A 22,145-nucleotide genomic window follows, 5' to 3' on the forward strand; every position below is an offset into this window, starting at 1 on the left:
CCTACTTGCGGAGCTTGGGGTCCAGCGCATCCCGGAGCCCATCGCCCACAAAATTAAATGCAAACATCACAAGGCAAATTGCCAGAGAGGGTAAAAAGAGCTGATAGGGGGAGGAGCGCAGGGTGGAAAGAGCATCGTTGCACATCGTCCCCAAGCTGGCCATGGGAGCCATAACCCCCAAGCCGATAAAGCTCATAAAGGCCTCGATGAAAATGGCCGAGGGAATGAGCATGGTCACGGTAACAATAATCGGCCCCATGGCGTTGGGAATCAGGTGGGTGGTGAGAATCCGCCATGTGCTGGAGCCAAGGGTGCGGGCCGCATAGACAAACTCCTGCTCCTTGAGGGAGAGAATCTCACCCCGAACCACACGGGCCATGTTGACCCAATAAACAGTACCCAGTGCAATCACAATGCTGAGGATACCGCCGTTGCTGCCCATCATCACCTGCAATAGAATCACATACAAGGTCAGCGGAATGGTGCTGACCACATCCACAATGCGCATCATAATGGTATCGGTCATACCCCCGGCATAAGCCGAAATACCGCCGTATAAAATCCCGATCACCAAGTTCACAAAGGCGGCGATCAGAGCAATCAGCATGGAAATACGCATACCCATCATCAGGCGGATGAGCATATCACGGCCCAGATTATCGGTGCCCAGCGGGTAGGTTTTATTGCGAAAGCTTTTGAAAACGGTATACGGTTCCTTCTGGGCATTCTCCAGCCGGGGAGGCTTTGTCTTATAATTGAGGATGATCTCGGTGCCATCCCCCATATCAAAGGTCATACGCTTTTTCATGCCGTCATCCTCAAGGCGAGCCAGCGGCTTCATCAGGGTGCCATCCGGTGCCACCTCAATAAGCTTGAGGCTGGGGGTCAGGTAAATATACCGGCCATCCACCTCATAAGCCTTAAAGCTGGGCGGCATATTGACAAAATCAAGGTTCTGGGTCTCATAGCTGTGGGAGACCATCTGGGGCCCCACCACACAGAAAAGCACCAGCAAAACCAACAGAATCAGCCCTAAAAGAGCGGTGGGCTTGTGGGAAAACCGATACCACACATCCTGCCCGAAAGAAAGGCTCTTGCTCCAAAGCTTTTCCCGCTCCTCAGCATCCGCCTTCAAAGGCGCCCATTTATCCATCTTTTCCATATCTTCCGACATAGCTCTCCTCCCGGGGGCAACGGTCACCGCCCGCAAAACAAAATCAATCCAAGCTTTAGATACAGCAACATATATCGTTTTTTCAGTAATATTTCCGAAGTCGAATTCATTTCGACGCAGAATTCCTTTTCTTGTGCCGCCTCGGCGCAAGCCGGGAGGCCTATAGGGGGTATTGGATACCCCCATAGTTTCTGTCGATCAAAATCGACGGAAACATTAATCCAGCTTGATTCTCGGGTCAACCAGACAGTAAAAAATATCCACAATAAAGGTCATGGCAATCAGTATGGCCGCATAGAAAATCGTAACACCCATAATGGTGGTGTAATCCCGGTTGGAAATGGAGTTGACAAAATGCTGCCCAAGGCCGGGAACCGCAAATATTTTTTCAATTACAAAAGAGCCGGTGAGCAGGCTGGCAATGGTTGGCCCCAAAACGGTGATCAACGGAATCAGCGCATTGCGCAGAGCGTGGCGCACCACCACCTTCAGTTCACTGAGGCCCTTTGCCCGGGCGGTGCGGATATAATCCTGCCCCATAACCTCCAGCAAGCTGGAGCGCATAAGCCTCGCCAAATAAGAGAGGGTATATCCCCCCAGCGCCACCACCGGCAGAATGTAGCCCTTCCAGCTATCCAGCCCAAAGGTGGGCAGCCAGCCAAGCTTGAGGGAAAAGACATACATCAAAAGAGAGGCGATGACAAAGGAAGGGATGGTTACCCCAATGGTTGCGATAAACATCGTGAACATATCCTGCCACTTGCCGTTTTTCAAAGCGGCAATAATCCCCAGCGGCAGCGCCACAATCAGGGAAAACAGAATGGTCAGGCCGCCCAGCCTTGCCGAAATGGGAAAGCCCCCCGCAATGAATTCATTGACTGTCATGCCCTCGTATTTAAAGGAAGGCCCTAAATCCAACCGGAGCAGACCTTTCATATAATCCAGATATTGCAGCAGCAGAGGCTGATCCAGATTGTATTTTTTGTTCAGGGCCGCCTCCACCGCCGGGGGCAGGGCACGGTCAGAGGTAAAAGGCCCTCCGGGAATAGCGTGCATCAGAAAAAAGGTCAGGGTGGCAATTACAAAGAGCGCCAACAGCATAAACAGCAGACGCTTCAGGATGTATCTGGTCATAGGCCCTCCTTGTTCGCACCGCACCGCAGCAAGGGCTGCTCCAGCTTGTATTTTTGGCTGAGAGCCGCCTTCACTTCAGGCGTCAAGGCCCGGCGAGAGGCACTGGCTCCCCGGGACATGGTGCGGAGGAGAAATGCGGTCAGGGCGGCAATTACAAAGAGCGCCAACAGCATAAACAGCAGACGCTTCAGGATGTATCTGGTCATAGGCCCTCCTCATTGGCTTTTTGCCGAAACCCACGGCAACGGCCAAAAACAGCGGTGGCCCCGCTAAGGCCCTTTCGATGGAGCTGTGCCCCAATACCGCTGTTTGTTTTCCGGGCTGTGTAAAACGAATTTTACACAGCCCGGGTTTTTACTTTATTTGAATATTATACTGATAATTTGGAAAAGCGTCAAGGTTAAATCGGCATTTACAAGTGTATACCGATTTTGTCGGTGATTTTTACATAGAAAGCCCGGCCTGTCTGCCCTCATTTCCAGCATTATACTCATGAGAATTATGGAATCGAAAGTATTGTGTTGTGCAAACGGCCCCATTATGGGGACAGACATCTTGAAAAATTGCAACCAAGCGCAGAGAAAACCGGGCAAGCCGGTTTTCCCCTGTGTTTGTATTCTTTCAGGCTGTCTTTTCTTCCAAAACAGCCAGCCGAGCCTCGAGAGCGCTCATTTTCCGCTCCATCTCATCCCGAGTACGCTCCATTTCTCTTTCCAGTTCATACTGCTTTTCGTGGGTTAGCTTGTAGCCATCAAACAAACTGTCAATCCGCTTGTTGACTGCATTTTCTATAAAGGCCTGGGTTCTGGTTTCGGAAGCCTTGATTTCACTTCGAGTTTGCTCCATTATTTTCATTTCGGAAGCCTTCATTTCACTTCGAGTTTGCTCAATAGCCGTCATCAGCAAACCAAACTGCTCCAGCATTTCCTTGTCCATTATAGCGCCACCTCCACTGTGTTTCATATATTCTCAGTATACCGGCATTTACCCGAGCTGGCAAGCATTTCATGCTTGCCGTAAAGGTTCTAACTCTTCGGTGTAGGATACTGGCTCTGAACATACTCATCCATGGCGCCCGCTACCCGGCGGGAAACATCCACTGCCTCAACCACCGTCTTAGCACCGGTAACCACATCGCCGGAGGCAAAAACGCCGGGGCGGCTGGTGTGGCCGAATTCATCGGTGGCCACCAAACCGTTGTTCAGCACCTTCATGCCGGTGGTGGAGGATACGATCACTGACCGTGGCCCCTGCCCAATGGCAACGATCACCGAATCCGCCGGGAACAGCTCTTCCGTGCCCGGAATCGGCTCCGCCTGCTTGCGGCCATCCTCATCTTCCCAAACACGGCTGTCGGCCACTATAACGCCTTCATCCACAAACTCGACCACCGTTTTATAGAAGATAAAGCGTGCGCCGTCGATTTTGGCATAATCCGCTTCAACAGGCCGGGCGGTAATGGTGGTTTCATCCATATTGCAAAGGATATAAACCTCCTCACAGCCCTGACGGAAGGCGGTGCGAGCCACATCCATAGCCACGTTGCCGGCACCGATCACCGCCAGCCGTTTGCCCAGCTTGTATACATTGGGGTTGCGCAGGTATTCAATGGCATAGTGCACATGCCCAAGGCTCTCGCCCAAAATGCCAAGCTTCTGAGGCCGCCACACACCGGTTCCCACGAAAATGGCCCGGTAGCCATCCCGGAAAAGATCATCGATGGTCAGGTTGGTACCAATAGAGGTGTTGGGACGGATTTTCACGCCGCTTTCCAGCAGAGTTTCCTTGAGGCGATCCAAAATATCTTTTGGCAGGCGAAATTCCGGTATGCCATACCGCAGAACACCGCCAATCTGGTCATGCCCTTCAAAAATGGTTACATCATAATCCATTTTAGAAAGGGTGAAGGCAATGGTAATACCCGCAGGACCCGAGCCGATAATCGCAATGCGTCCCTTTGTTTTCTTGGAGGGAGTCGGCCGAAAAATATTCAGGTAATAATCTGAAATGTAACGTTCAATGGCACTGATCTGCACCGGGGAACCCTTGCGGCCCAAAATGCAGTGCCCCTCACACTGGTTTTCCTGGGAGCATACATGGCAGCAAACAAGAGAAAGCGGGTTGTTATCAAACAGCAGCTTGCCTGCCTGCCCGATTTTGCTTTCCAACAGCAGCTTGATCGCATCCCGGATCGGTGTATGAACCGGGCATCCAACACTGCACTGGGGATTTTTGCACTGAAGACAGCGCCTTGCATCTTCAATTACGTGCTTGCTCATCTCATCATTTTCCTCTCATCATCGTGCGGCTTCTCCCCCCCTTTTTGGAGAGAAGCTGCTCAGTCGATCATCCGGTAACCCACCCCAACCTCGGTGAGGATAAAGCGGGGGTCTGCTGGATTTTCTTCAATTTTGCGCCGAATGTTGGCCATATTCACCCGCAGCACCTGATTGTCACCGCCAAAAGGCCCCCATATCTGCTGAATCATAAAATCCCGTGTGAGCACCTTCCCGGCATTTTGGGAAAGAAGCGCCACGATTTTATATTCAATGGGCGTCAGGTGAACCGATTTGCCCTCTACTTGAACCCGCCGTTTTGCATAATCAATGAAAAGGCCGCCCACCGAAAACGAACTGGCCGCCGGTTCTTTCAAGCTGCCTAAACGGATATGCTGGCGCAGTGCGGTGCGGATACGGGCCAAAAGCTCACTGTTGCCAAAGGGCTTGGTCACATAATCGTTGGCCCCTGCATCCAGGGCCTCCACCTTTTCCTGCTCATCCTGCCGGGCTGAAACCACAATGATGGGAACATCCGACCATTCCCGGATGCGGTGGAGAACCTGCATTCCATCCATATCCGGCAATCCCAGATCCAGCAGAATCAGATCCGGGTTGTGCTCGGCCGCCATTTCAATGGCCTCTGCCCCTGTGGCGGCAACCAATGTCGTATATTGACTGGTGGTCAGCAAGGCGGTAATAAAATTGCTGATCACCCGCTCATCTTCTACTATAAAGATTTTTGCATGGTTTTTCAACCCATAGCCTCCTTTGTTTTTCCTTTAACAAAGAGCTTATTGGCACAGAGGGAGCATGAAGTAAAACTTGGCTCCGCCCTCCTCTTTATTATAGCCTTCTATGTGCCCGCCGTGGGCTTCCACAATGGTGCGGCAGATAGAAAGCCCCAGCCCCATACCCCGAATCGCATCAATAACCGGCTCGGCGGTGGGAGAATGCGCTTCAAATAAGTTTTCCAACAGATAGTCGGGAATACCCCGACCCAAATCACTCACATCAAACCGGATATAAGCTCCCTGCTTGGACACATCCATCAAAATCAGCGAGCCTACCGGGGAGTTTTTGACAGCATTTTCCAGCAGGTTGATCAGTACCTGCGAAATCAAGGTGGCATCCATGGGGGCCACCAGCAGCTCCCCCGGCACCCGCACATGGATGCTGCAATCGGGAAAACGCTTGCGCACAATATCCACCGCTTGAGCCACCACTTCCTCAGCGGCCTCCAAGGTCTTGTGCAGTGCCACTGTATTGCCGGAAATCCGGGTAACTGTCAAAATATTTTCCACCATGCGGATCAGCCACTGGCTGTTCTCCTGAATGTCCCGAACCAGCCCCTCCCGCATCTCCTCCGGCATATCCTTCTGCTCAAGGATGGTGGAGCTGGCCCCCAGAACACTGGTCAAGGGGGTGCGCAAATCGTGGGAAATGGCCCGCAAAAGGGCGCTGCGGGTTTTTTCCCGCTCTGCGGCCACCAAAATCTCGTTTTGCTCATTAGAAAGGGATTGCAGCTCCATGGCAAGCGCCACCTGCCCCACAAGCATATGAATAAAGGTTATATTGCTGGGGGTGAGAGGGCGGGCCCTGCAATCAATGCCGATAACCCCCCGCACATTGTCCTTAAAAACAATGGGCACATACCGCACCCGCTCGGTCTCCTGCTCCGAAACCACCGCCGATTCCGCCCCGGTGCGAAAAATCAAATGCACCCGTTTCTGCTCTTCGGGGCTGTAGAAGGGAATTTCCTGATCCTGGGGCCCGCACAGGCGCAGGCTGCTGCTCTCTTTGGAAACAGCGGGATCGGCGGTATAAAAAATAACTGAACGGTTCAGATGCAGAATCAAATAAGCGTTTGCCAGCCGCACAACGGTCTCCACATCCCGGGCCACCAGCAGCTTGTTGTTGATTTCATAAAGCAACTGCGCCCGGTGCTCCCGTTCCCGAGAAAGGAGCGCCTGACTTTTCATCTGTATGGTCAGGGTGCTGGTAATAAAGGTGGCCAGCAGCATCACAAAAAGGGTGATGGGCGAACCCACCGTTATGCTGAATCGGCGGCTGGGCTCGGTGACAAAATAATCATAGGCAAAGGTGCTCACAACAGCGGCCACAATGCCATAGCTATAGCCCGGGGTTACCCGGGAAATAATCAGAACCGATACCACATAAATCAAAATCAGGTTCTGGGTGTTATCCTGAACCTGCCGCAGCAGCTCGGCCAGCAGGATGGTTGCCATTAAAAGGCCGATGGTTTTCAGTGTGTTATAAAAAACACCCCGCTGCCTGCCTCGGTCTTCTGCCATATCCACATTTAACTTTTCATAAAAATTCTTTTCCATGTGTATGATTCCTTCCATGCACTGTTTTTGCAAAAGGGCATTTTCTGCAAAAAAATCCTCCCGAACAAATCTTAACGGGTTCTTTATGGGAATTTTAGCAGAGAAACGTTACAATGTAAACAGAGCTTTTCATCCTCAAGCAGGCTTGGCTGAATACCCCCGGGTATTGGAGCGCCATATGGGAGCAACGCTATCTTTAATTCAACGAAAAGCTCCATTCAGCAAAAGGAGGTGGCCGATCTGGATTTTTCCGACAAGAACTTAGCCTTTCTGTTTCGCTGGGGCGATGTGGATATTTACCTGACCGATACACTGCTTTCCACCTGGATTGTCATGGGGGCGCTGGTGATATTCGCCATTGTTGTCCGCATCCGGCTGACACGTTTCAAAAGTGTGCCCAAGGGGTTCCAGAATGCAGTTGAGATTATGGTGGAGACCATGGCCAATTTTTCACGCAACACCATGGGCCCCGGAATGGATGCGCTGGGCGGGTATTTCTTTGGTGTTTTTGCCTTTATCCTGATTTCCAATTTCAGCGGGCTTGTGGGGCTTCGGCCGCCCACAGCGGATTTAGCCACCACCGGCGCTCTTGCCCTTTCTTCCTTTGTGCTGATTCACGGCGCAGGCCTTGCAAAGCGCAAGTGGAAATATTTCAAGGATTATCTGGCGCCAGTGCCGATCTTTCTCCCCCTCAACCTAGTGGGTGAAATTGCAAAGCCGGTTTCTTTAGGCTTCCGCCTTTTCGGCAATATTCTGGGCGGCACCATTATTATGGGTCTGGTTTATAATTCTTTGCCCATTCTGCTCCGCTTTATTTTGCCCGATTTGCTCCATGCTTACTTTGATTTGTTTGCAGGGGCCATTCAGGCTTTTATCTTTACGGTTCTCAGCATGACCTTTATCCAGCAAAAGGCTGCGGGTGAATAATTCGGGGGCTTTCTCCCCAAACCAAGAAACCCGCATACAGCCAGTCAACTTATTTTTCAGGAGGTAAAATTTTATGGATCCAAAGGCATTTGTATTGGGCTGCTCCGCTTTGGCGGCAGGGCTTGCTTCACTTTCCGGCTTAGGCTCCGGCCTTGGGCAGGGCATCGCCGCAGGCAAGGCCGCTTCTGCTGTGGGGCGCCAGCCCGAGGCAAGGGGCGAAATTATGAGCACCATGCTCATCGGCTGCGCCGTGGCAGAAACCTGCTCGGTTTATGGTCTGGTTATTGCTTTGATTCTGCTGATGGCTAACCCTCTGGTGGCTTTGCTGTAGCAGCCCCATATCCACGCATGCCTTTAAGAAATTGAGAGGAGGGATCGGATTTGTCCCATTATTTAACGCAATCCTTCCTGCTTGCCGCTGGGGCGGCACAGGAGCTTCCCCCGGGTACCATTCTCCATTTGGATAAAAAGCTGCTCATTGAGCTGGGGATTCAATGGGTTAATGTTTTGTTTCTCACAGGGCTGCTGATTTTTATTTTATACAAGCCGGTTCGTAAATTTATGTCGGAGCGCACCGCCCGCATCAAGACCGAAATTGAAGATGCCCGCCACGACCGGGAAGAAGCTATGCAGCTCAAGGAGCAGTATGGCGAGATGATCGCCAACATTGAGCGGGAGCGGGAGGAAATTCTGCGGCTGGCCCACAAAAAGGCCATGGAAAAAAGCGACCAGCTTTTGTTTGAAGCCCGCCGGGAGGCCGACGCTGCCTATGACCGGACCATGGATGAGCTGGAACGGCAGCGCAAAAGCATGGAAGACGAAATGAAAAAGCAGATGATTGAAATTTCCATGCTGGTTGCCAGCCGCTTTGTCACCGTTTCTCTGGATACCGAAACCCAAAACCGCTACATCGAAGAGGCCCTCTCCGATTGGGAGGCCAACTGATGCTGGCGTTAACTGGCCGTTATGCCTTGGCGCTCATGCATTATGCGGAGGAAAATGGTCTGGAGCTGGTCTACTGCCAGGCGCTGGATTATATTTTATCCATCAACGCCGGGCACCCTTCTCTGCCGGATGCAGAAACTGCACTGGGCCGCTTTTTGGAGCATGTTCCCGAAGAAGAAGTGGATGCGGTGCTCTACCGCTTTCTGGATATGGCGAGAAAGCGGATGGATATTATCACTGTTGAGGTTTTTTCCGCAGTTCCCCTGACACAGGAGCAGCTTTGCGCCCTTGAGCAGGAATTCATTCATGCTTACAGAAAGCAGGTGGATATTACAGCTACGGTGGACCCTTCCCTCATTGGAGGGCTGCGGGTTATTGTGGATGACAAGGTCATCGACGCCACCATTAAAAGGCAGCTGGAGGATATGAAACGCAGCATATACAAAGGAGTGTATTTCAAACAATGAATTTTAATTCTGCCGAAATAGGCTCCATTATCAAAGATGAAATTTTGGGCTTTGTGGCCTCTCCTTATATAGATGAATCCGGCCGGGTCTACCAAATCGGGGATGGCATTGCCCGTGTCATCGGCCTCAAGCAGGCCATGAGCGGCGAGCTGCTCCAGTTTGAAAACGGCGTGGTTGGCATTGCCATGAATCTGGAGGAAGATAACATAGGCGTTGTGCTCCTTGGCAACAGCGAAGGGGTAAACGCAGGCAGCCTTGTAACCCGAACCAACCGCATAGCGCAGGTCCCGGTGGGTGAAGCGCTGCTGGGCAGGGTTGTCAACGCACTGGGCCAGCCCATTGATCAGAAGGGGCTGATTTTGGCCCAAACCCTGCGCCCCATTGAGCAGGTAGCGCCGGGGGTGCTGGCCCGTCAAAAGGTGGATGTTCCCCTTTTAACCGGAATCAAGGCCATTGACGCCATGGTTCCCATTGGCCGGGGGCAGCGTCAGCTGATTATCGGCGACCGGCAGACCGGTAAAACCGCCATTGCGCTGGATACCATTCTTAACCAGCGGGATACCGGCGTTTACTGCGTGTATGTGGCCATTGGTCAAAAGAACTCAACGGTGGCCGATATTGTCAACACCCTGACCCAGTATGATGCCATGCGCTACACCACTGTGGTGGTGGCGGGCGCTTCGGAAGCCGCCTCTTTGCAATATCTGGCCCCTTACAGCGGCTGTGCCATGGCAGAGGCTTGGATGGCACAGGGCAAGGATGTGCTGATTGTATACGACGATCTTTCCAAGCATGCGGTGGCTTATCGGACCATGTCTCTGCTGCTTCGCAGGCCGCCGGGCCGTGAGGCCTATCCCGGCGATGTATTTTATCTCCATTCCCGGCTGCTGGAGCGGGCCGGGCGGCTTTCGCAGGAATACGGCGGCGGCTCTATTACCGCTTTGCCTATCGTGGAAACCCAAGGCGGCGATATGTCCGCCTATATCCCCACCAACGTGATTTCCATTACAGACGGGCAGATTTATCTGGAGGCGAATTCCTTTAATGCAGGCATTCGCCCCGCTATCAACCCGGGGCTTTCGGTTTCCCGTGTGGGAGGCTCGGCTCAGGTGAAGGCCATGAAAAAGATTGCAGCCCCCATCCGCATTGAACTGGCGCAGTACAGGGAGCTTGCCTCCTTTGCCCAGTTCAGCTCGGATTTGGATAAGGATACCCGCAGCCGCCTGCATCACGGCGACCGCATTGTGGAAACCCTCAAGCAATCCCAGTATAAGCCCTTTTCACTCGAGCACGAAATTCTGGTTCTTTTTGCGCTGACCCACCACTGTCTGGATGAAATTCAGGTGGAAAATGTGCTGGAGTTCCAGAGCAAAATGCTGGAGCACTTTGATACATGGCACCCCGATATCATCGAAGAAATTCGCAAAACCTACGAGATATCCCCCCAGCTGGAAGAGGATATTCTTGAGGCCATCAAACAATTTGCCTCCACCCTCACCCCGTGAGCCAAAATATTTAGAAGGAGGATGAAGAAGTGGAATCCATTCAGCGAATCAAGGCCCGCATTCACAGCATCGGCATAACCCGGCAGATCACCCAATCCATGCGCCTTGTTTCATCCTCCAAGGTGCAGAAGGCCCGCAACCGAATGGTGGATAACCAGCCTTTTCTGGCCAACGCCCGGCAGATGGCCTCTTCTGTTCTCCACAATCGGGAGCTGGATCGCCACCCTTATGTTGCGGCCCGCCCGGTGAAAACCTCGGCAGTCATTGTAATTAGCGGGGATCGGGGTCTTTGCGGCAGCTACAATGCGGCGGTGGGCAAAAGCGCCACCCAGCTGGTTAAAAGCTTGGGAGACTGCCGGATTATCACCATCGGCAGCAAAGCAAAGGAATATTGCCAGCGCCGCAGAGGGAGTGCTGTTGCCCAATCCTTTATCGGTATGTCGGAAAAGCCCTTTTTCGAGGATGCGCAGGAAATTGCTTCCCTTGCTTTGGATTGGTATAAAAAAGGCCAGGTGGATCAGATTTATATGGTCTACACGGAGTATGTTTCCGCCATTGAGCAAAACCCCAAGGCAGAAAAGCTGCTGCCGCTGGGGTCAGGTGAGCGGGAACCGGGGTCTGGCTTTATCGAATTTGAGCCGGACGTGGAATCTTTTGTGGAGCGGGCTGTTCCCTTTTATGTGGCAGGCTCCTTATATGGTGCTATGCTGGAGGCCTCGGCCTGTGAACAAAGCGCCCGCCTGACCAGCATGGATTCCGCTGTCAAAAATTCCGATGAAATGATTGCTTCGCTGACCCTGCTTTACAATCAGGCAAGGCAGGCGGCTATTACCCAAGAAATCATCGAAATCGTCAGCGGAGCGGAAACTCTCTAGGAGAAAGGAATGAGACTGTGGTAGTAAACGCAATCGGCGAGGTTATCCAGATTATAGGAGCCGTTTTGGATATCCGCTTTCCGGCAGGCTCTGTTCCTGCCATTCACAATGCCATTGAAATCCAAAACACCGAAGATATTTTGGTGGCCGAGGTTGCCCAGCAGCTGGGGGACGGTATCGTCCGCTGTGTTTCCATGGGGCCTACCGACGGCTTGGTTCGAGGGATGCAGGCGCTGGATACCGGCCGCCCTATCATCGCGCCGGTGGGCAATGCCACCTTAGGACGCATTTTTAATGTGTTGGGCGAGCCCTTGGACGGGCAGTCAATGCCGGATCATCAGGAATACCGTTCCATACACCGAATGGCCCCCGAATTTTCCGAGCAGGCTGAAACCACCGAAATTCTCGAAACCGGCATCAAAGCTATCGATCTGCTCTGCCCCTATGTAAAGGGCGGCAAAATCGGCCTTTTCGGCGGCGCAGGCGTGGGAAAAACCGTTCTGATTATGGAGCTGATTCACAACATCGCCACCGAGCATGGCGGCTACTCGGTTTTTGCCGGTGTGGGCGAGCGTACCCGTGAGGGCAACGACCTGTATCATGAGATGACTGAATCGGGGGTTATCAGCAAAACGGCTTTGGTTTTCGGCCAGATGAATGAGCCGCCGGGGGCCAGAATGCGGGTGGCCCTCACCGGGCTGACCATGGCGGAATACTTCCGGGATGTGCAGGAGCAGGATGTTCTGCTGTTTATCGATAACATTTTTCGGTTTGTGCAGGCAGGCTCGGAGGTTTCGGCCCTGCTGGGGCGTATGCCCAGCGCCGTGGGCTATCAGCCTACTCTTGCCACCGAAATGGGCATCTTGCAGGAGCGTATCACCTCCACCAAAAGCGGCTCCATCACCTCCATTCAGGCCGTTTATGTTCCGGCGGATGATCTCACCGATCCGGCCCCGGCCACAACCTTTGCCCATCTGGATGCCACCACCGTGCTTTCTCGCAGCATTGTGGAGCAGGGCATTTACCCGGCTATTAACCCGCTGGAATCCACCTCCCGCATTCTGGACCCTTTTGTGGTGGGCTCCGAGCACCATCAGGTTGCCCGGGATGTCCAAAGCATTCTCCAGCGCTATCAGGAGCTACAGGATATCATCGCCATTATGGGCATTGACGAGCTTTCGGAAAACGACAAGCTGATTGTGGGCCGTGCCCGAAAGGTTCAGCGCTTTCTCTCCCAGCCCTTTTCGGTGGCGGAGCCCTTCACCGGCATTCCCGGTGTGTATGTTCCTCTGGCCGATACCCTCAAGGGCTTCGAAGAAATACTGGATGGCAAGCACGATGGAATCCCCGAATCCCATTTTCTCAACGCAGGCTCCATTGAGGATGTCGTGCGGCGCAGCAAATAAGCTTAAGGGAGGGTGACGCATCATGGCTGAGCGACAGATTCTGCTGAAAGTATTGACCCCCAACCGAACGGTAACGGAGCAGGCGGTGGATTATGTAATTCTCCGCACCACCGGAGGGGATATGGGTGTTCTGCCCGGCCATGCGCCCTGCCTTGTGCAGCTGGATTATGGCATTCTCCGGGCTTTTTCGGATAAAAAGCAGGTTCTGACACTGGCGGTGCTGGAGGGCTTTGCCACAGTAAGCGGGACCGAGCTTGTGGTGCTTTCCTCCGTGGCCGATGATCCCGAACATATCGAGGCAGCGATCCAGAGCATTGCACAGGAGCGGGAAGAAAACCTCCGCCATGAGCAAACCGCCAATCTGGAAATGCACCGGCTGGAAACCGCTCTGCGGCATTCGCTTGTCAGCATGGATATCAGCTCTTATTCCATTATTAAGGGCCATGAGGGAAGCGGGTCTGAATCATGAAAGAGAGCGAGCACCGGGAAGTTTTGAGGGCTTTGGGCCTGTTTACCCAGCTTGGCCTGACCATGCTCTCCTGTGTTTTTGTGGGAGTATGGATCGGGCGCTTTCTCATTAACCGCTTTGGTGCAGGCCCTTGGGCGTTGCTGCTGTGTGTGGCGCTGGGGGTCTTGGCTTCTTTTAAGGTGCTTTATGATACGGTAATCAAGGAGTGGCTAAAGAAATGAACTGGCTTAAAAATCTTTCTCCCACCGCTGTGCTCATGTGCAAGGTGCTGTGCGGCCTTTTTGGGGTGTTTTTATTGGTGGGCCTTGCGGTCACCAGTCTTGTATATCCCTTTGAAAAGCCTCTCCCCTTTGCTATGGGGCTTTTGGCCGGTACCCTTTTATCCATGGCAAAGGTAATTCTGCTGGAAAAATCCCTCGGCCGCTCTATGGATATGAAGAAAAAACAGGCTCAAAACTACGCCGGTCTTCAAGCGGCCATGCGCTATCTGCTGACTATCCTTGTAGTGGTGGTGGTGGTTTTTCTGCCTGCTGTTTTCGGTGTCTTTGGCACCATCATCGGAATTTTATCCTTGCAGCTTTCGGCTTATATCTCGGAGTATCTGATACACAAAAAGGGGCTCTCCACAAAGGAATGATTTCAGGTATTTTGCCCTAAGCATCAAAATATACAGAATTAAGCGCCGACCCAAACCCTGCCACCTTTTGAAAAGGATGGACAAAAACGTTAGCTTTTGTATATTATTTCCCTCCGCCTAGATTTTGGGAACTAAAAAGGCTTGGAAGCGAACCGCAGCGTGCGGTTTTCTCCCAAGCCTTTTTTCAACCTTATTCCACTGCGAAATCGCTGACCCGGTGCAGAATGCGATAATCCACCAGCGCATCCACCAAGGTTCCCTCAGCCTCGTAGGTTTGGCTGAATATCTTGCCCTCCCGGCGGATTTCATCCAGCAGCCTGCCCTGATCAAAGGGAATCAGCAGCTTCATCCGCTTCTGGGTGGGGTTAAGCGCCTTGGCAATTTTGGCCAACAGGCCATCCAGCCCTTTGCCCTCTTTTGCGGAGATCACCGCTGTGTGGTCACTTTCCGGAACCGCCACATAGGGAACCAAATCTCGCTTGTTATAAATGGTGATCACCGGGGTATCGGTTACCCCCAGCTCAGCCAAAAGCTTTTGGGTAATCTCAATCTGAGCGGCGGCCTCCGGGTTGGAAAGATCGCACACATTCAGCAAAAGGTCTGCCCCCACAGCCTCTTCCAAGGTGGATTTAAAGGCTTCCACCAAATGGTGAGGCAGGCGGCTGACAAAGCCAACGGTATCGATGAGCATCACGGTGCGCCCATCGGGCAAAGTCAAGGCTCTGGCCGTGGGATCGAGAGTGGCAAACAGCTTATCCTCCGCCAGCACCCCCGCATCGGTGAGGGTGTTGAGCAGGGTGGATTTTCCCACATTGGTATAGCCCACAATGGCCACTGTGGTGACGCCATCCTTTTTGCGGCGAGACCGCATATTTTCCCGGCGAATCTCCAAGCTTTCCAGCTCATCCTCCAGCCGGGTGATGCTGCGGCGAATATGGCGACGATCCAGCTCCAGCTTGGTTTCACCCTTGCCTCGCCTTGCGCCACCCCCTGCACCGCCTCCACCGCCGCCCAGCCGGGAAAGGCTGATGCCCATACCCGCCAAGCGTGGCAGAAGATACCGCTGCTGCGCCAGTGCAACCTGAAGCCTGCCCTCACGGCTGCGGGCCCGCTGGGAGAAAATCTCCAGTATCAGCATGGTGCGGTCCAGAACCGGCAGGCCGCAGGCCTCCTCAATGTTTCGCAGCTGGGTGGAGGTCAGCTCATGGTCGAATATCAACAGGGTTACCTCATTGGCGGAGGCAAACTCCTTGATTTCTTCCAGCTTGCCAGCACCGATACAAGTGGCCCTATCCAGTGCATCCCTTTTCTGGGTGATACGGCCCACCACTTCCATATCAGCCGAACCGCTCAGCTCTTCCAGCTCATCCAGCGAGGCCTCCAGATCATACTGTTCCAGATCCACCCCCACTAAAAGGACAATATCCATGGTTTCGGCATTTTCGTGCATACAGTTCTCCTTCTATTTGTACTAAAGGGCAGACCCTGACCAGAACTTCTCTTTTATAGCTGCAGAGGTTTAAAGCCGCAGCGAAATTTTAGACATATGAGTATATTGTGCCGCTAAACGCTCTGTTCATGCCAATAAAGAAAAAAAGCCCGAACCGGTATCAAACCGGGTCGGGCATGCCATTTATCCTTTATTTCAGCAAGGTCACCCGAATGATTCCCTTGGCCTGTTCCAGCTGTTCCAGCACAGCGGGCGGAACATGGCCATCCAGATCCAAAACGGTATAGGCATATTCGCCCTTGGATTTATTGATCAGATTGCGAATGTTGATGTTGTGGGAGGCAAAAACCCCGGTATACTTGGCCAGCGTTTCCGGTATATTCTGGTGGAACAGGGTAACCCGCTCCCCGCCGGTGCGCTCCATATGCAGATCGGGAATGTTGACCGAGTTTTTGATGTTGCCGTTCTCGAGGAAATCCCGCAGCTGGCTGGCCGCCATGCTGGCACAGACATCCTCCGATTCGGGGGTAGAAGCGCCCAGGTGAGGGAGCGCCAGAACACCGGGATGCCCCAGCAGATCATCGTTGGGGAAATCGGTCACATAGCAGTAGACGTTCTTTTCATCCAGAGCAGCCAGAATATCTTGTGTTTCCACCAGCTCGCCCCGGGAGAAGTTCATAATCCGAACCCCGTGCTTCATGGTGGCGATGGATTGAGAATTGATCATTCCCTTTGTTTCCTTGCCCAGCGGCACATGAAGGGTGATGAAATCGCAGTTGGAATAAATCTCCTTGAGGCTGTTCACCCGGTGCACCGAGCGGGTCAGCTTGAGAGCCGAATCAATGGAAAGATAAGGGTCGTAGCCGTAAACCTCCATGCCAAAGTGGTGGGCCAGATTGCAAACCAACACACCGATGGCGCCAAGGCCAATCACACCCAGCTTTTTGCCCATAAGCTCAGGACCCACAAACTTGCCCTTGCCTTTTTCCACCAGCTTAGGAACCTCAGGCTGCCCTTTGAGGGTTTGCACCCACTGCATACCCGGGTAAACCTTGCGGGCTGAAAGGAGAAGGCCGGTCATAACCATTTCCTTAACGGCGTTGGCGTTGCCGCCGGGGGTGTTGAACACCACAATACCCTGCTGGCTGCACTTGTCAATGGGAATGTTGTTGACACCGGCCCCTGCCCGGGCAATGGCCCGGATGTGGGAGGGGATATCCATATCGTGCATGGAAGCAGAGCGCAGAATGATGCCCTGATCCTCGGTGGAGCCTTCCTCCGAGCAGGCATATTTGGTGCTGTCCAGCTGGGCAAGACCCTCCGGACTGATTTTATTGAGAAGACGAATGTTAACCATTGTCCTGATACCTCCTATATTCTCATATAAGCGCTGCCCGCTCTCAGTGAGCCGCCTCGAATTCCTTCATCAGCTCAACCAGCTTTTCGATACCCTCTCTGGGCATGGCATTGTAGATGGATGCACGCATACCGCCAACCGAACGGTGGCCCTTGATGTTGACAAAGCCACGCTTGGAAGCCTCTGCCACAAATGCCTTATCCAGCTCAGGATCACCGGTAACAAAGCAGACGTTCATCATGGAGCGGAAGGGCTTTTCTACAGTGGATTTAAACAGCTTGGAGCGATCCAGATAATCATAAAGAAGAGCGGCTTTTTCTTCGTTGCGTTTTTTCATAGCTGCAAGGCCGCCCACATCGTTCTTGATCCACTCCAGCACCAACTTGCAGATATAGATGGGATAGGTGGAGGGAGTGTTGTACATAGAATCGTTTTCAGCGTGCACCTTATAGCTGAACATGGTGGGTGTGCCCTTCTGGGGTTCACCGATCAAATCCTCCCGGATGATGACAACGGTCAGGCCGGCAGGAGCCATATTCTTCTGAGCGCCTGCATAGATCACGCCAAAGCGGCTCACATCCACCGGCTCGCTGAGAATGCAGGAGGACATATCCGCCACAAGGGGAACATCACCTGTATCGGGAACCTCTGCATAGCGGCTGCCGTAAATGGTGTTGTTGTAGCAGATGTGGACATAATCGGCATCCGGGCGGAAGCTCTCTTTTGAAAGCTCGGGGATATAAGAGAAATTTTTATCGGCACTGGAAGCCGCCTCTTTGGCATCACCAAAAAGCTTGGCTTCACCGAAAGCTTTCTTGGCAAACTGGCCGGTAACCACATAATCGGCCTTGCCGCTGCCGGTGCACAGGTTCATGGGAACCATAGCAAACTGACTGGAAGCGCCTCCCTGAAGCATCAGCACCTTATAGTTATCAGGGATTTCCATAATCTCCCGCAGCAGAGACTCGCATTCATTTATAATCTCTTCATACTCACGAGATCGATGGCTCATCTCCATAACAGATTGGCCGGATGCTCCATACTCCATCATTTCAGCCGCTGCTTTTGAAAGAACCGGCTCTGGCAGCATGGATGGTCCTGCAGAAAAGTTATAAACTCTTGCCATGTTCGCGCCTCCTAAATAGTTTAAATAAATATATGGTCAAGCAGAGGGGTTCTCCGCTCAGACTGTTAAACAATTGCAGTGTATGGCAGATAAAACCTAAGAATCCCTTCGTAATTCTTCCGAAATCGAATTGATTTCGAGGTCGGAATACCACTTGTTGCGCCGAAAGGGCGCAGCCCGGGGGGCTTATGGGGGGCATTGGATGCCCCCCATAGAGAGAGCAGAGGGGTTCTCCGCTCACCAGACCTTGATTTAATGAGCCCTCAGCTGATCCCACTGGGGGTCCTGCCGCTGGATTTGGCGGGTAATCCGCCCTTCTTCCATGAATACGATGCAGTCTGCCATGCCCTTGGCCTCCTCAAAATCGGAGGTTACCAGCAGCACAGAGGAGCCTTGCTGAATTTTATCGCCAAGCCGGGCATACACGCCCATTTTGGCGCTTACATCCAAGCCCGCTGTAGGCTCACATAGAATATACAGCTTTGCCCGGCGATCCAGTGCTTTGTTGGTCAGCTCCCGCTGGATATAACCGCCGGTGGCGTTGTTCCGCTCATTAAAGCGCATGAACCCTGCCATCATATTGCTCAGGGATTTGGCCGAAACCGCCCACCAAAGAGCAACCTGCGCCTTAACCTGCTGAGCCTTTGTCTGCACAGGGTGGCTTTCCATGTATCGATCCAGCCACGTAATCACCCAATCGTCACGGCTGGATTGAGAATAAGAAACCCCGGCCAGCATGGCTTCCATAATGGTTGGGGATGTGATGGGCTTTCCGTCAATGCGCATACTGCCTTTAGCGGATTCAAACCCGCCCAACAGCCTTGCAAGCTGCTGCTTGCCGCTGCTGTGCCGCCCCACCACAGCTACAATTTGCCCGGAAAGGATTTTAAGGCTGATGTCTGCAAAGCCCGGCCCGGAGACACCCTCCAGTTCCAGCACAGGCTCTCCCCACTCCACGGGGGGCTTGTGGTAAAGATCCTCCACCGAATAGCCGGTGATCAGCTCGGTTAAAAGGGCAAAGCTGAACTCGCTGACCGGGGCTGTGCGAATCACCGCCCCCCGTTCCATCACGCTGATCGCATCCGAAACCGCGAGGATTTGATCCAGCCGGTGAGAAACCAGCAAAAAGGTGATGCCCTTGGCCTTCATGGCGTTGATGGAATCGTTGAGAACCTCGCATTCCTCTTGGGATAAATGGGTGGAGGTCTCATCCAGCAGAATAATCTTGGAATCGCCCACCAGTGCCGAAGCAATCATCATCAGCTGCTTTTCACTGCGGCTCAGCTGGCTCACCGGGCTGTCGGGGTTGATGCTTACCCCCATATCCTGAAAAACACGGGCCGCTTTGGCCCGCATACCCTTGCGGTCAATAAGCCCCAGCTTGCCGGAGGTGAAATCCGGGGTATTCATAAACATGTTTTCACATACAGAGAGATTCTCAAACATCTCGCTGTTTTGGGCGATCAGAGTAATGCCCAAAGCCTTGGCCTCCACCGGGGAGGCAATTCTGGATTTCTTGCCAAAAACATAGAGGCTGCCCCGATCGGGCGGAAAAATGCCCACCAGTGTTTTGAAAAGGCTGCTTTTGCCTGCGGCATTTTTGCCCACAAAAGCATGCACCTGACCGGGTGCAATTTTCAGGTTGATATCGGTCAGATAAAATTCGCTGTTGATGCGTCGGCTGATGTTCTCAAATTCCAGCGCCCACTGCTCCAAATTCGTTCCCTCCGATATTTTTATCTGCCTTGATTCTCAGCCAGCAGGGCAGCCAGAGCCTCGATGTTCACGCCGTTATCCGCCTCAAAGCGATCCTTTTCCAAGTAGCGTGCCAGCTTGCCAATAGGCAGAACGGTGTGCTGCTCCTGCTTGCCAAGGCCATCCACAAAAACAGTGGTATCCTTCGATTTGTTGGTGTAAACCACCAGTGTTTCCACTCGGATGTTATACAGCTTGCTGGCGGCCAGATACTCCCGCAGCAGCATTGTTGCCTCACGCTGGGTTTTCAGAGGATTGGGGAGCACCGTGCGCTCATCGCCGCTGGTGAGAACCCACTGTTCGCTGGCCGCATCACCGTAGTAATTCCCCTTGCAGCCCAAGGTATCGGCAATCACAAGCCCCCAAGGCAGCAGCAGAACCGTTCCCAGAGAAGCGGTCTTGCCATCGTGGCGGATGGTGACCTCCCGCAGAACCCGGCCTCCCCGAGACCGGCCAAAGCGGGAAAAGACCCGGGCGGTTTTTTTATCGGCATTTTTGCCCTTGGTATCCCACACGTTGTTGGAAAGATAAGGAATGGCAAGCAAAAACAGCACCAGCGCCATCAATACAGCGGTGATTGCCCAATAATAAACGGATCCCATCCCCATGGCCATATAAAAACAAACCTCCATATTATAAAGCCTGTCAAAAACAGGCTATTTGTTTTAAATTCACCCCAAAAGACCCCAGACCCGGAGAACATGAAAATGTTTACCATTTTCGCCGTCCGCCCCGCAGCGGCAGTTGCCTTTTTTCCAAATACAATATAAAGAATATTATACCACTATTTTATAAAAAAGGAAATGCTCAGTTTAACAGAAACTCCCATAACCAGCCGTCTCAAAGCGTAAACTTTGACGAAAGTCCTTGACACAGCGACACATTCCGCTATACTTTAATGAGGACAACCTGTTGCCTCAGGCTGGTTGGATATTCGTTACCCCGGCGCTATGTCAAGCATACCGCCATGAAAATTGGTGATAAAAATGAAACAAGCACTGTTGGGATGCCTTTTGCTGAGCATCCTTTTTGCTCTTGCCGGTTGCGGCGATGAGCCTGTCTCTAAAGAAGCCCTGCTGAACCAGGAAGTCAGCATTCAGGAGGTTGTGGATAAAGCCGACCCGGATAAAGCGGTGGAGGAAATCTACAAATCGGTGGATGTGGGCGGAATCACGACAGGGAACCTGCAGTTTGTATCCGATACACTGGGCATTGATCCGGGCATTATAACCGGCTTCAGCCTGCGGTATTCCTCTGGCGATTACGGCCTTGCCGATGTTATCATCATCCGGCCGGATACTGGAAAGAAAGAAGATGTGCGCACAGCGCTGCTGAAATATCAGGAAAACCGCACCGCACAGTTTAAGAATTACGATATATTGGATGCTTATTCCATTGCCCAGAACGGCCTGCTGTATACACAGGGTGATTACATCGTTCTGCTGATGCTGGCGGATACTGCCTCTGCGCAGGAAATCATTGATCTTTACATTCCCCGGTAATGCCGGGCAGGAGGCGGAGCCAATGAAAACCACCACCGGCCTTGAGCACCCCCGGGTTTATCTGCTGGATGAACTGCGGGGAATCTGGCTGATTTTAATGATTGTTTATCATGCTCTTTACGACTTGGTATATCTGTTTGATATTCCGGTGCCCGGCTTTACCGGGCCTGCCTTTCGGGTATTCCAGCGAATCATTGTAGGCGGCTTTATTCTGCTTTCGGGTCTGGTGAGCCGCTATTCCCGCAGCAGCCTGCGCCGGGGGCTGCTGGTGCTGGTTTGCGGCATGGTGCTGACTGTGACCACCTCTTTTGCAATGCCCACGCAGGTGATCTATTTTGGTGTTTTGCATTTTATGGGAACAGCCATGATTCTCTTTGGGCTGCTGCGCCCTCTGCTGGATCGGGTTAAGCCCTCTTTAGGCGCCGTATTATCCCTGCTTCTCTTTGCCTTCACTTGGCGCCTCCCCTCGGGAACTGTCGGGTTTGGTGAAGCCTTTTCGGTCTCTCTGCCAACTCTGCTTTATCAGACTCCGTTTTTATTCCCTTTGGGCTTTCCCAATGATGCGTTTTTCTCCGCCGACTATGTGCCTATACTGCCATGGTTCTTCTTCTTTTTGGCGGGCAGCTATTTAAGTATCTTTTTGCAGAAGGGCAAGATGCCCGGCTTTTTCTACAAGCCACGGCTTCCACTTTTGAGCAAGATCGGCAGCAAGACCATCTGGATTTATATGATCCACCAGCCTGTTATTTATGGCCTGCTCTGGATTTTTCTTCATTAGCCTGTCGGCTT

At 52.6% G+C, this 22,145-nt stretch carries 24 protein-coding genes; 12 read left to right on the plus strand and 12 right to left on the minus strand.

The window, feature by feature from the left end:
• Position 1: 1 nt before the first annotated feature.
• From U6B65_09445 to U6B65_09475, 7 genes are all read right to left on the minus strand, one after another.
• A complete protein-coding gene (locus tag U6B65_09445) occupies positions 2-1,174 on the minus strand; it encodes an ABC transporter permease (protein ID WRS26567.1) in 1,173 nt (390 codons plus the stop codon).
• 216 nt (positions 1,175-1,390) lie between these two features.
• Positions 1,391-2,308 (minus strand): ABC transporter permease, encoded by a 918-nt coding sequence (locus U6B65_09450; protein WRS26568.1) that lies wholly within the window; start codon positions 2,306-2,308, stop codon positions 1,391-1,393.
• Positions 2,305-2,514, minus strand: a complete 210-nt coding sequence (locus tag U6B65_09455; GenBank protein WRS26569.1) for a hypothetical protein — start codon at positions 2,512-2,514, stop codon at positions 2,305-2,307. Before U6B65_09455 ends, U6B65_09450 begins: the two co-directional genes overlap by 4 nt.
• 415 nt (positions 2,515-2,929) lie before the next feature.
• On the minus strand, positions 2,930-3,244 hold the full coding sequence (locus U6B65_09460) for a hypothetical protein (protein WRS26570.1): 315 nt from the start codon (positions 3,242-3,244) through the stop codon (positions 2,930-2,932).
• Between the two features lie 89 nt (positions 3,245-3,333).
• Positions 3,334-4,587, minus strand: a complete 1,254-nt coding sequence (locus U6B65_09465) for an NAD(P)-dependent oxidoreductase (protein ID WRS26571.1) — start codon at positions 4,585-4,587, stop codon at positions 3,334-3,336.
• A 59-nt stretch (positions 4,588-4,646) separates the two neighbouring features.
• The gene (locus tag U6B65_09470; GenBank protein WRS26572.1) at positions 4,647-5,342 is read right to left on the minus strand and encodes a response regulator transcription factor; all 696 of its coding nucleotides are present in this window, start codon (positions 5,340-5,342) and stop codon (positions 4,647-4,649) included.
• Positions 5,343-5,378: 36 nt separating this feature from the next.
• Positions 5,379-6,935 (minus strand): DUF4118 domain-containing protein, encoded by a 1,557-nt coding sequence (locus U6B65_09475; GenBank protein WRS26573.1) that lies wholly within the window; start codon positions 6,933-6,935, stop codon positions 5,379-5,381.
• A 231-nt stretch (positions 6,936-7,166) separates the two neighbouring features.
• Between U6B65_09475 and atpB the strand changes: the two genes are divergently transcribed.
• The 10 genes from atpB to U6B65_09525 all read left to right on the plus strand — a co-directional run bounded on the left by atpB (position 7,167) and on the right by U6B65_09525 (position 14,166).
• Positions 7,167-7,862, plus strand: coding sequence for a F0F1 ATP synthase subunit A (gene atpB / locus U6B65_09480; protein WRS26574.1), 696 nt, complete (start codon positions 7,167-7,169; stop codon positions 7,860-7,862).
• A 73-nt stretch (positions 7,863-7,935) separates the two neighbouring features.
• The gene (atpE, locus tag U6B65_09485; protein ID WRS26575.1) at positions 7,936-8,193 is read left to right on the plus strand and encodes an ATP synthase F0 subunit C; all 258 of its coding nucleotides are present in this window, start codon (positions 7,936-7,938) and stop codon (positions 8,191-8,193) included.
• Between the two features lie 50 nt (positions 8,194-8,243).
• The gene (locus tag U6B65_09490) at positions 8,244-8,807 is read left to right on the plus strand and encodes an ATP synthase F0 subunit B (protein ID WRS26576.1); all 564 of its coding nucleotides are present in this window, start codon (positions 8,244-8,246) and stop codon (positions 8,805-8,807) included.
• Positions 8,807-9,274 (plus strand): ATP synthase F1 subunit delta, encoded by a 468-nt coding sequence (gene atpH, locus U6B65_09495; protein ID WRS26577.1) that lies wholly within the window; start codon positions 8,807-8,809, stop codon positions 9,272-9,274. The genes U6B65_09490 and atpH overlap by 1 nt, the downstream gene beginning before the upstream one ends.
• Positions 9,271-10,779 (plus strand): F0F1 ATP synthase subunit alpha, encoded by a 1,509-nt coding sequence (gene atpA / locus U6B65_09500; protein ID WRS26578.1) that lies wholly within the window; start codon positions 9,271-9,273, stop codon positions 10,777-10,779. The genes atpH and atpA overlap by 4 nt, the downstream gene beginning before the upstream one ends.
• Before the next feature lie 29 nt (positions 10,780-10,808).
• Positions 10,809-11,654: an ATP synthase F1 subunit gamma gene (gene atpG, locus U6B65_09505; GenBank protein WRS26579.1), complete on the plus strand. Its 846-nt coding sequence runs from the start codon at positions 10,809-10,811 to the stop codon at positions 11,652-11,654.
• A gap of 17 nt (positions 11,655-11,671) precedes the next feature.
• A complete protein-coding gene (atpD, locus tag U6B65_09510; GenBank protein WRS26580.1) occupies positions 11,672-13,060 on the plus strand; it encodes a F0F1 ATP synthase subunit beta in 1,389 nt (462 codons plus the stop codon).
• Between the two features lie 22 nt (positions 13,061-13,082).
• Positions 13,083-13,529, plus strand: coding sequence for an ATP synthase F1 subunit epsilon (gene atpC, locus U6B65_09515; GenBank protein ID WRS26581.1), 447 nt, complete (start codon positions 13,083-13,085; stop codon positions 13,527-13,529).
• A complete protein-coding gene (locus U6B65_09520; protein ID WRS26582.1) occupies positions 13,526-13,750 on the plus strand; it encodes an AtpZ/AtpI family protein in 225 nt (74 codons plus the stop codon). Before atpC ends, U6B65_09520 begins: the two co-directional genes overlap by 4 nt.
• Positions 13,747-14,166: an ATP synthase subunit I gene (locus U6B65_09525; protein WRS26583.1), complete on the plus strand. Its 420-nt coding sequence runs from the start codon at positions 13,747-13,749 to the stop codon at positions 14,164-14,166. The genes U6B65_09520 and U6B65_09525 overlap by 4 nt, the downstream gene beginning before the upstream one ends.
• A 190-nt stretch (positions 14,167-14,356) precedes the next feature.
• Here the strand turns inward: U6B65_09525 and hflX are convergent, their stop codons facing one another.
• The 5 genes from hflX to U6B65_09550 form a co-directional block, all read right to left on the minus strand.
• Positions 14,357-15,616 carry a GTPase HflX gene (hflX, locus tag U6B65_09530; protein WRS26584.1) on the minus strand — a complete coding sequence of 420 codons (1,260 nt, stop codon included), beginning with the start codon at positions 15,614-15,616 and terminating at the stop codon, positions 14,357-14,359.
• A 190-nt stretch (positions 15,617-15,806) separates the two neighbouring features.
• Complete coding sequence (locus U6B65_09535) at positions 15,807-16,973, minus strand: phosphoglycerate dehydrogenase (GenBank protein ID WRS26585.1); 1,167 nt, start codon at positions 16,971-16,973, stop codon at positions 15,807-15,809.
• A 43-nt stretch (positions 16,974-17,016) separates the two neighbouring features.
• Positions 17,017-18,099 (minus strand): 3-phosphoserine/phosphohydroxythreonine transaminase, encoded by a 1,083-nt coding sequence (serC, locus tag U6B65_09540; GenBank protein WRS26586.1) that lies wholly within the window; start codon positions 18,097-18,099, stop codon positions 17,017-17,019.
• Between the two features lie 252 nt (positions 18,100-18,351).
• On the minus strand, positions 18,352-19,815 hold the full coding sequence (locus U6B65_09545) for an ATP-binding cassette domain-containing protein (GenBank protein WRS26587.1): 1,464 nt from the start codon (positions 19,813-19,815) through the stop codon (positions 18,352-18,354).
• A gap of 20 nt (positions 19,816-19,835) precedes the next feature.
• A complete protein-coding gene (locus U6B65_09550; GenBank protein WRS26588.1) occupies positions 19,836-20,468 on the minus strand; it encodes an NERD domain-containing protein in 633 nt (210 codons plus the stop codon).
• Positions 20,469-20,840: 372 nt separating this feature from the next.
• Here U6B65_09550 and U6B65_09555 point away from each other — a divergent pair, with 372 nt between their 5' ends.
• Both U6B65_09555 and U6B65_09560 read left to right on the plus strand, forming a co-directional pair.
• Positions 20,841-21,356 carry a DUF4358 domain-containing protein gene (locus tag U6B65_09555; protein WRS26589.1) on the plus strand — a complete coding sequence of 172 codons (516 nt, stop codon included), beginning with the start codon at positions 20,841-20,843 and terminating at the stop codon, positions 21,354-21,356.
• A gap of 22 nt (positions 21,357-21,378) precedes the next feature.
• Positions 21,379-22,134, plus strand: coding sequence for a heparan-alpha-glucosaminide N-acetyltransferase (locus U6B65_09560; protein ID WRS26590.1), 756 nt, complete (start codon positions 21,379-21,381; stop codon positions 22,132-22,134).
• Positions 22,135-22,145 lie beyond the last annotated feature (11 nt).

The sequence above is a fragment of the Oscillospiraceae bacterium MB08-C2-2 genome, assembly GCA_035621215.1.
GTDB lineage: Bacteria > Bacillota > Clostridia > Oscillospirales > Ruminococcaceae > WRAV01.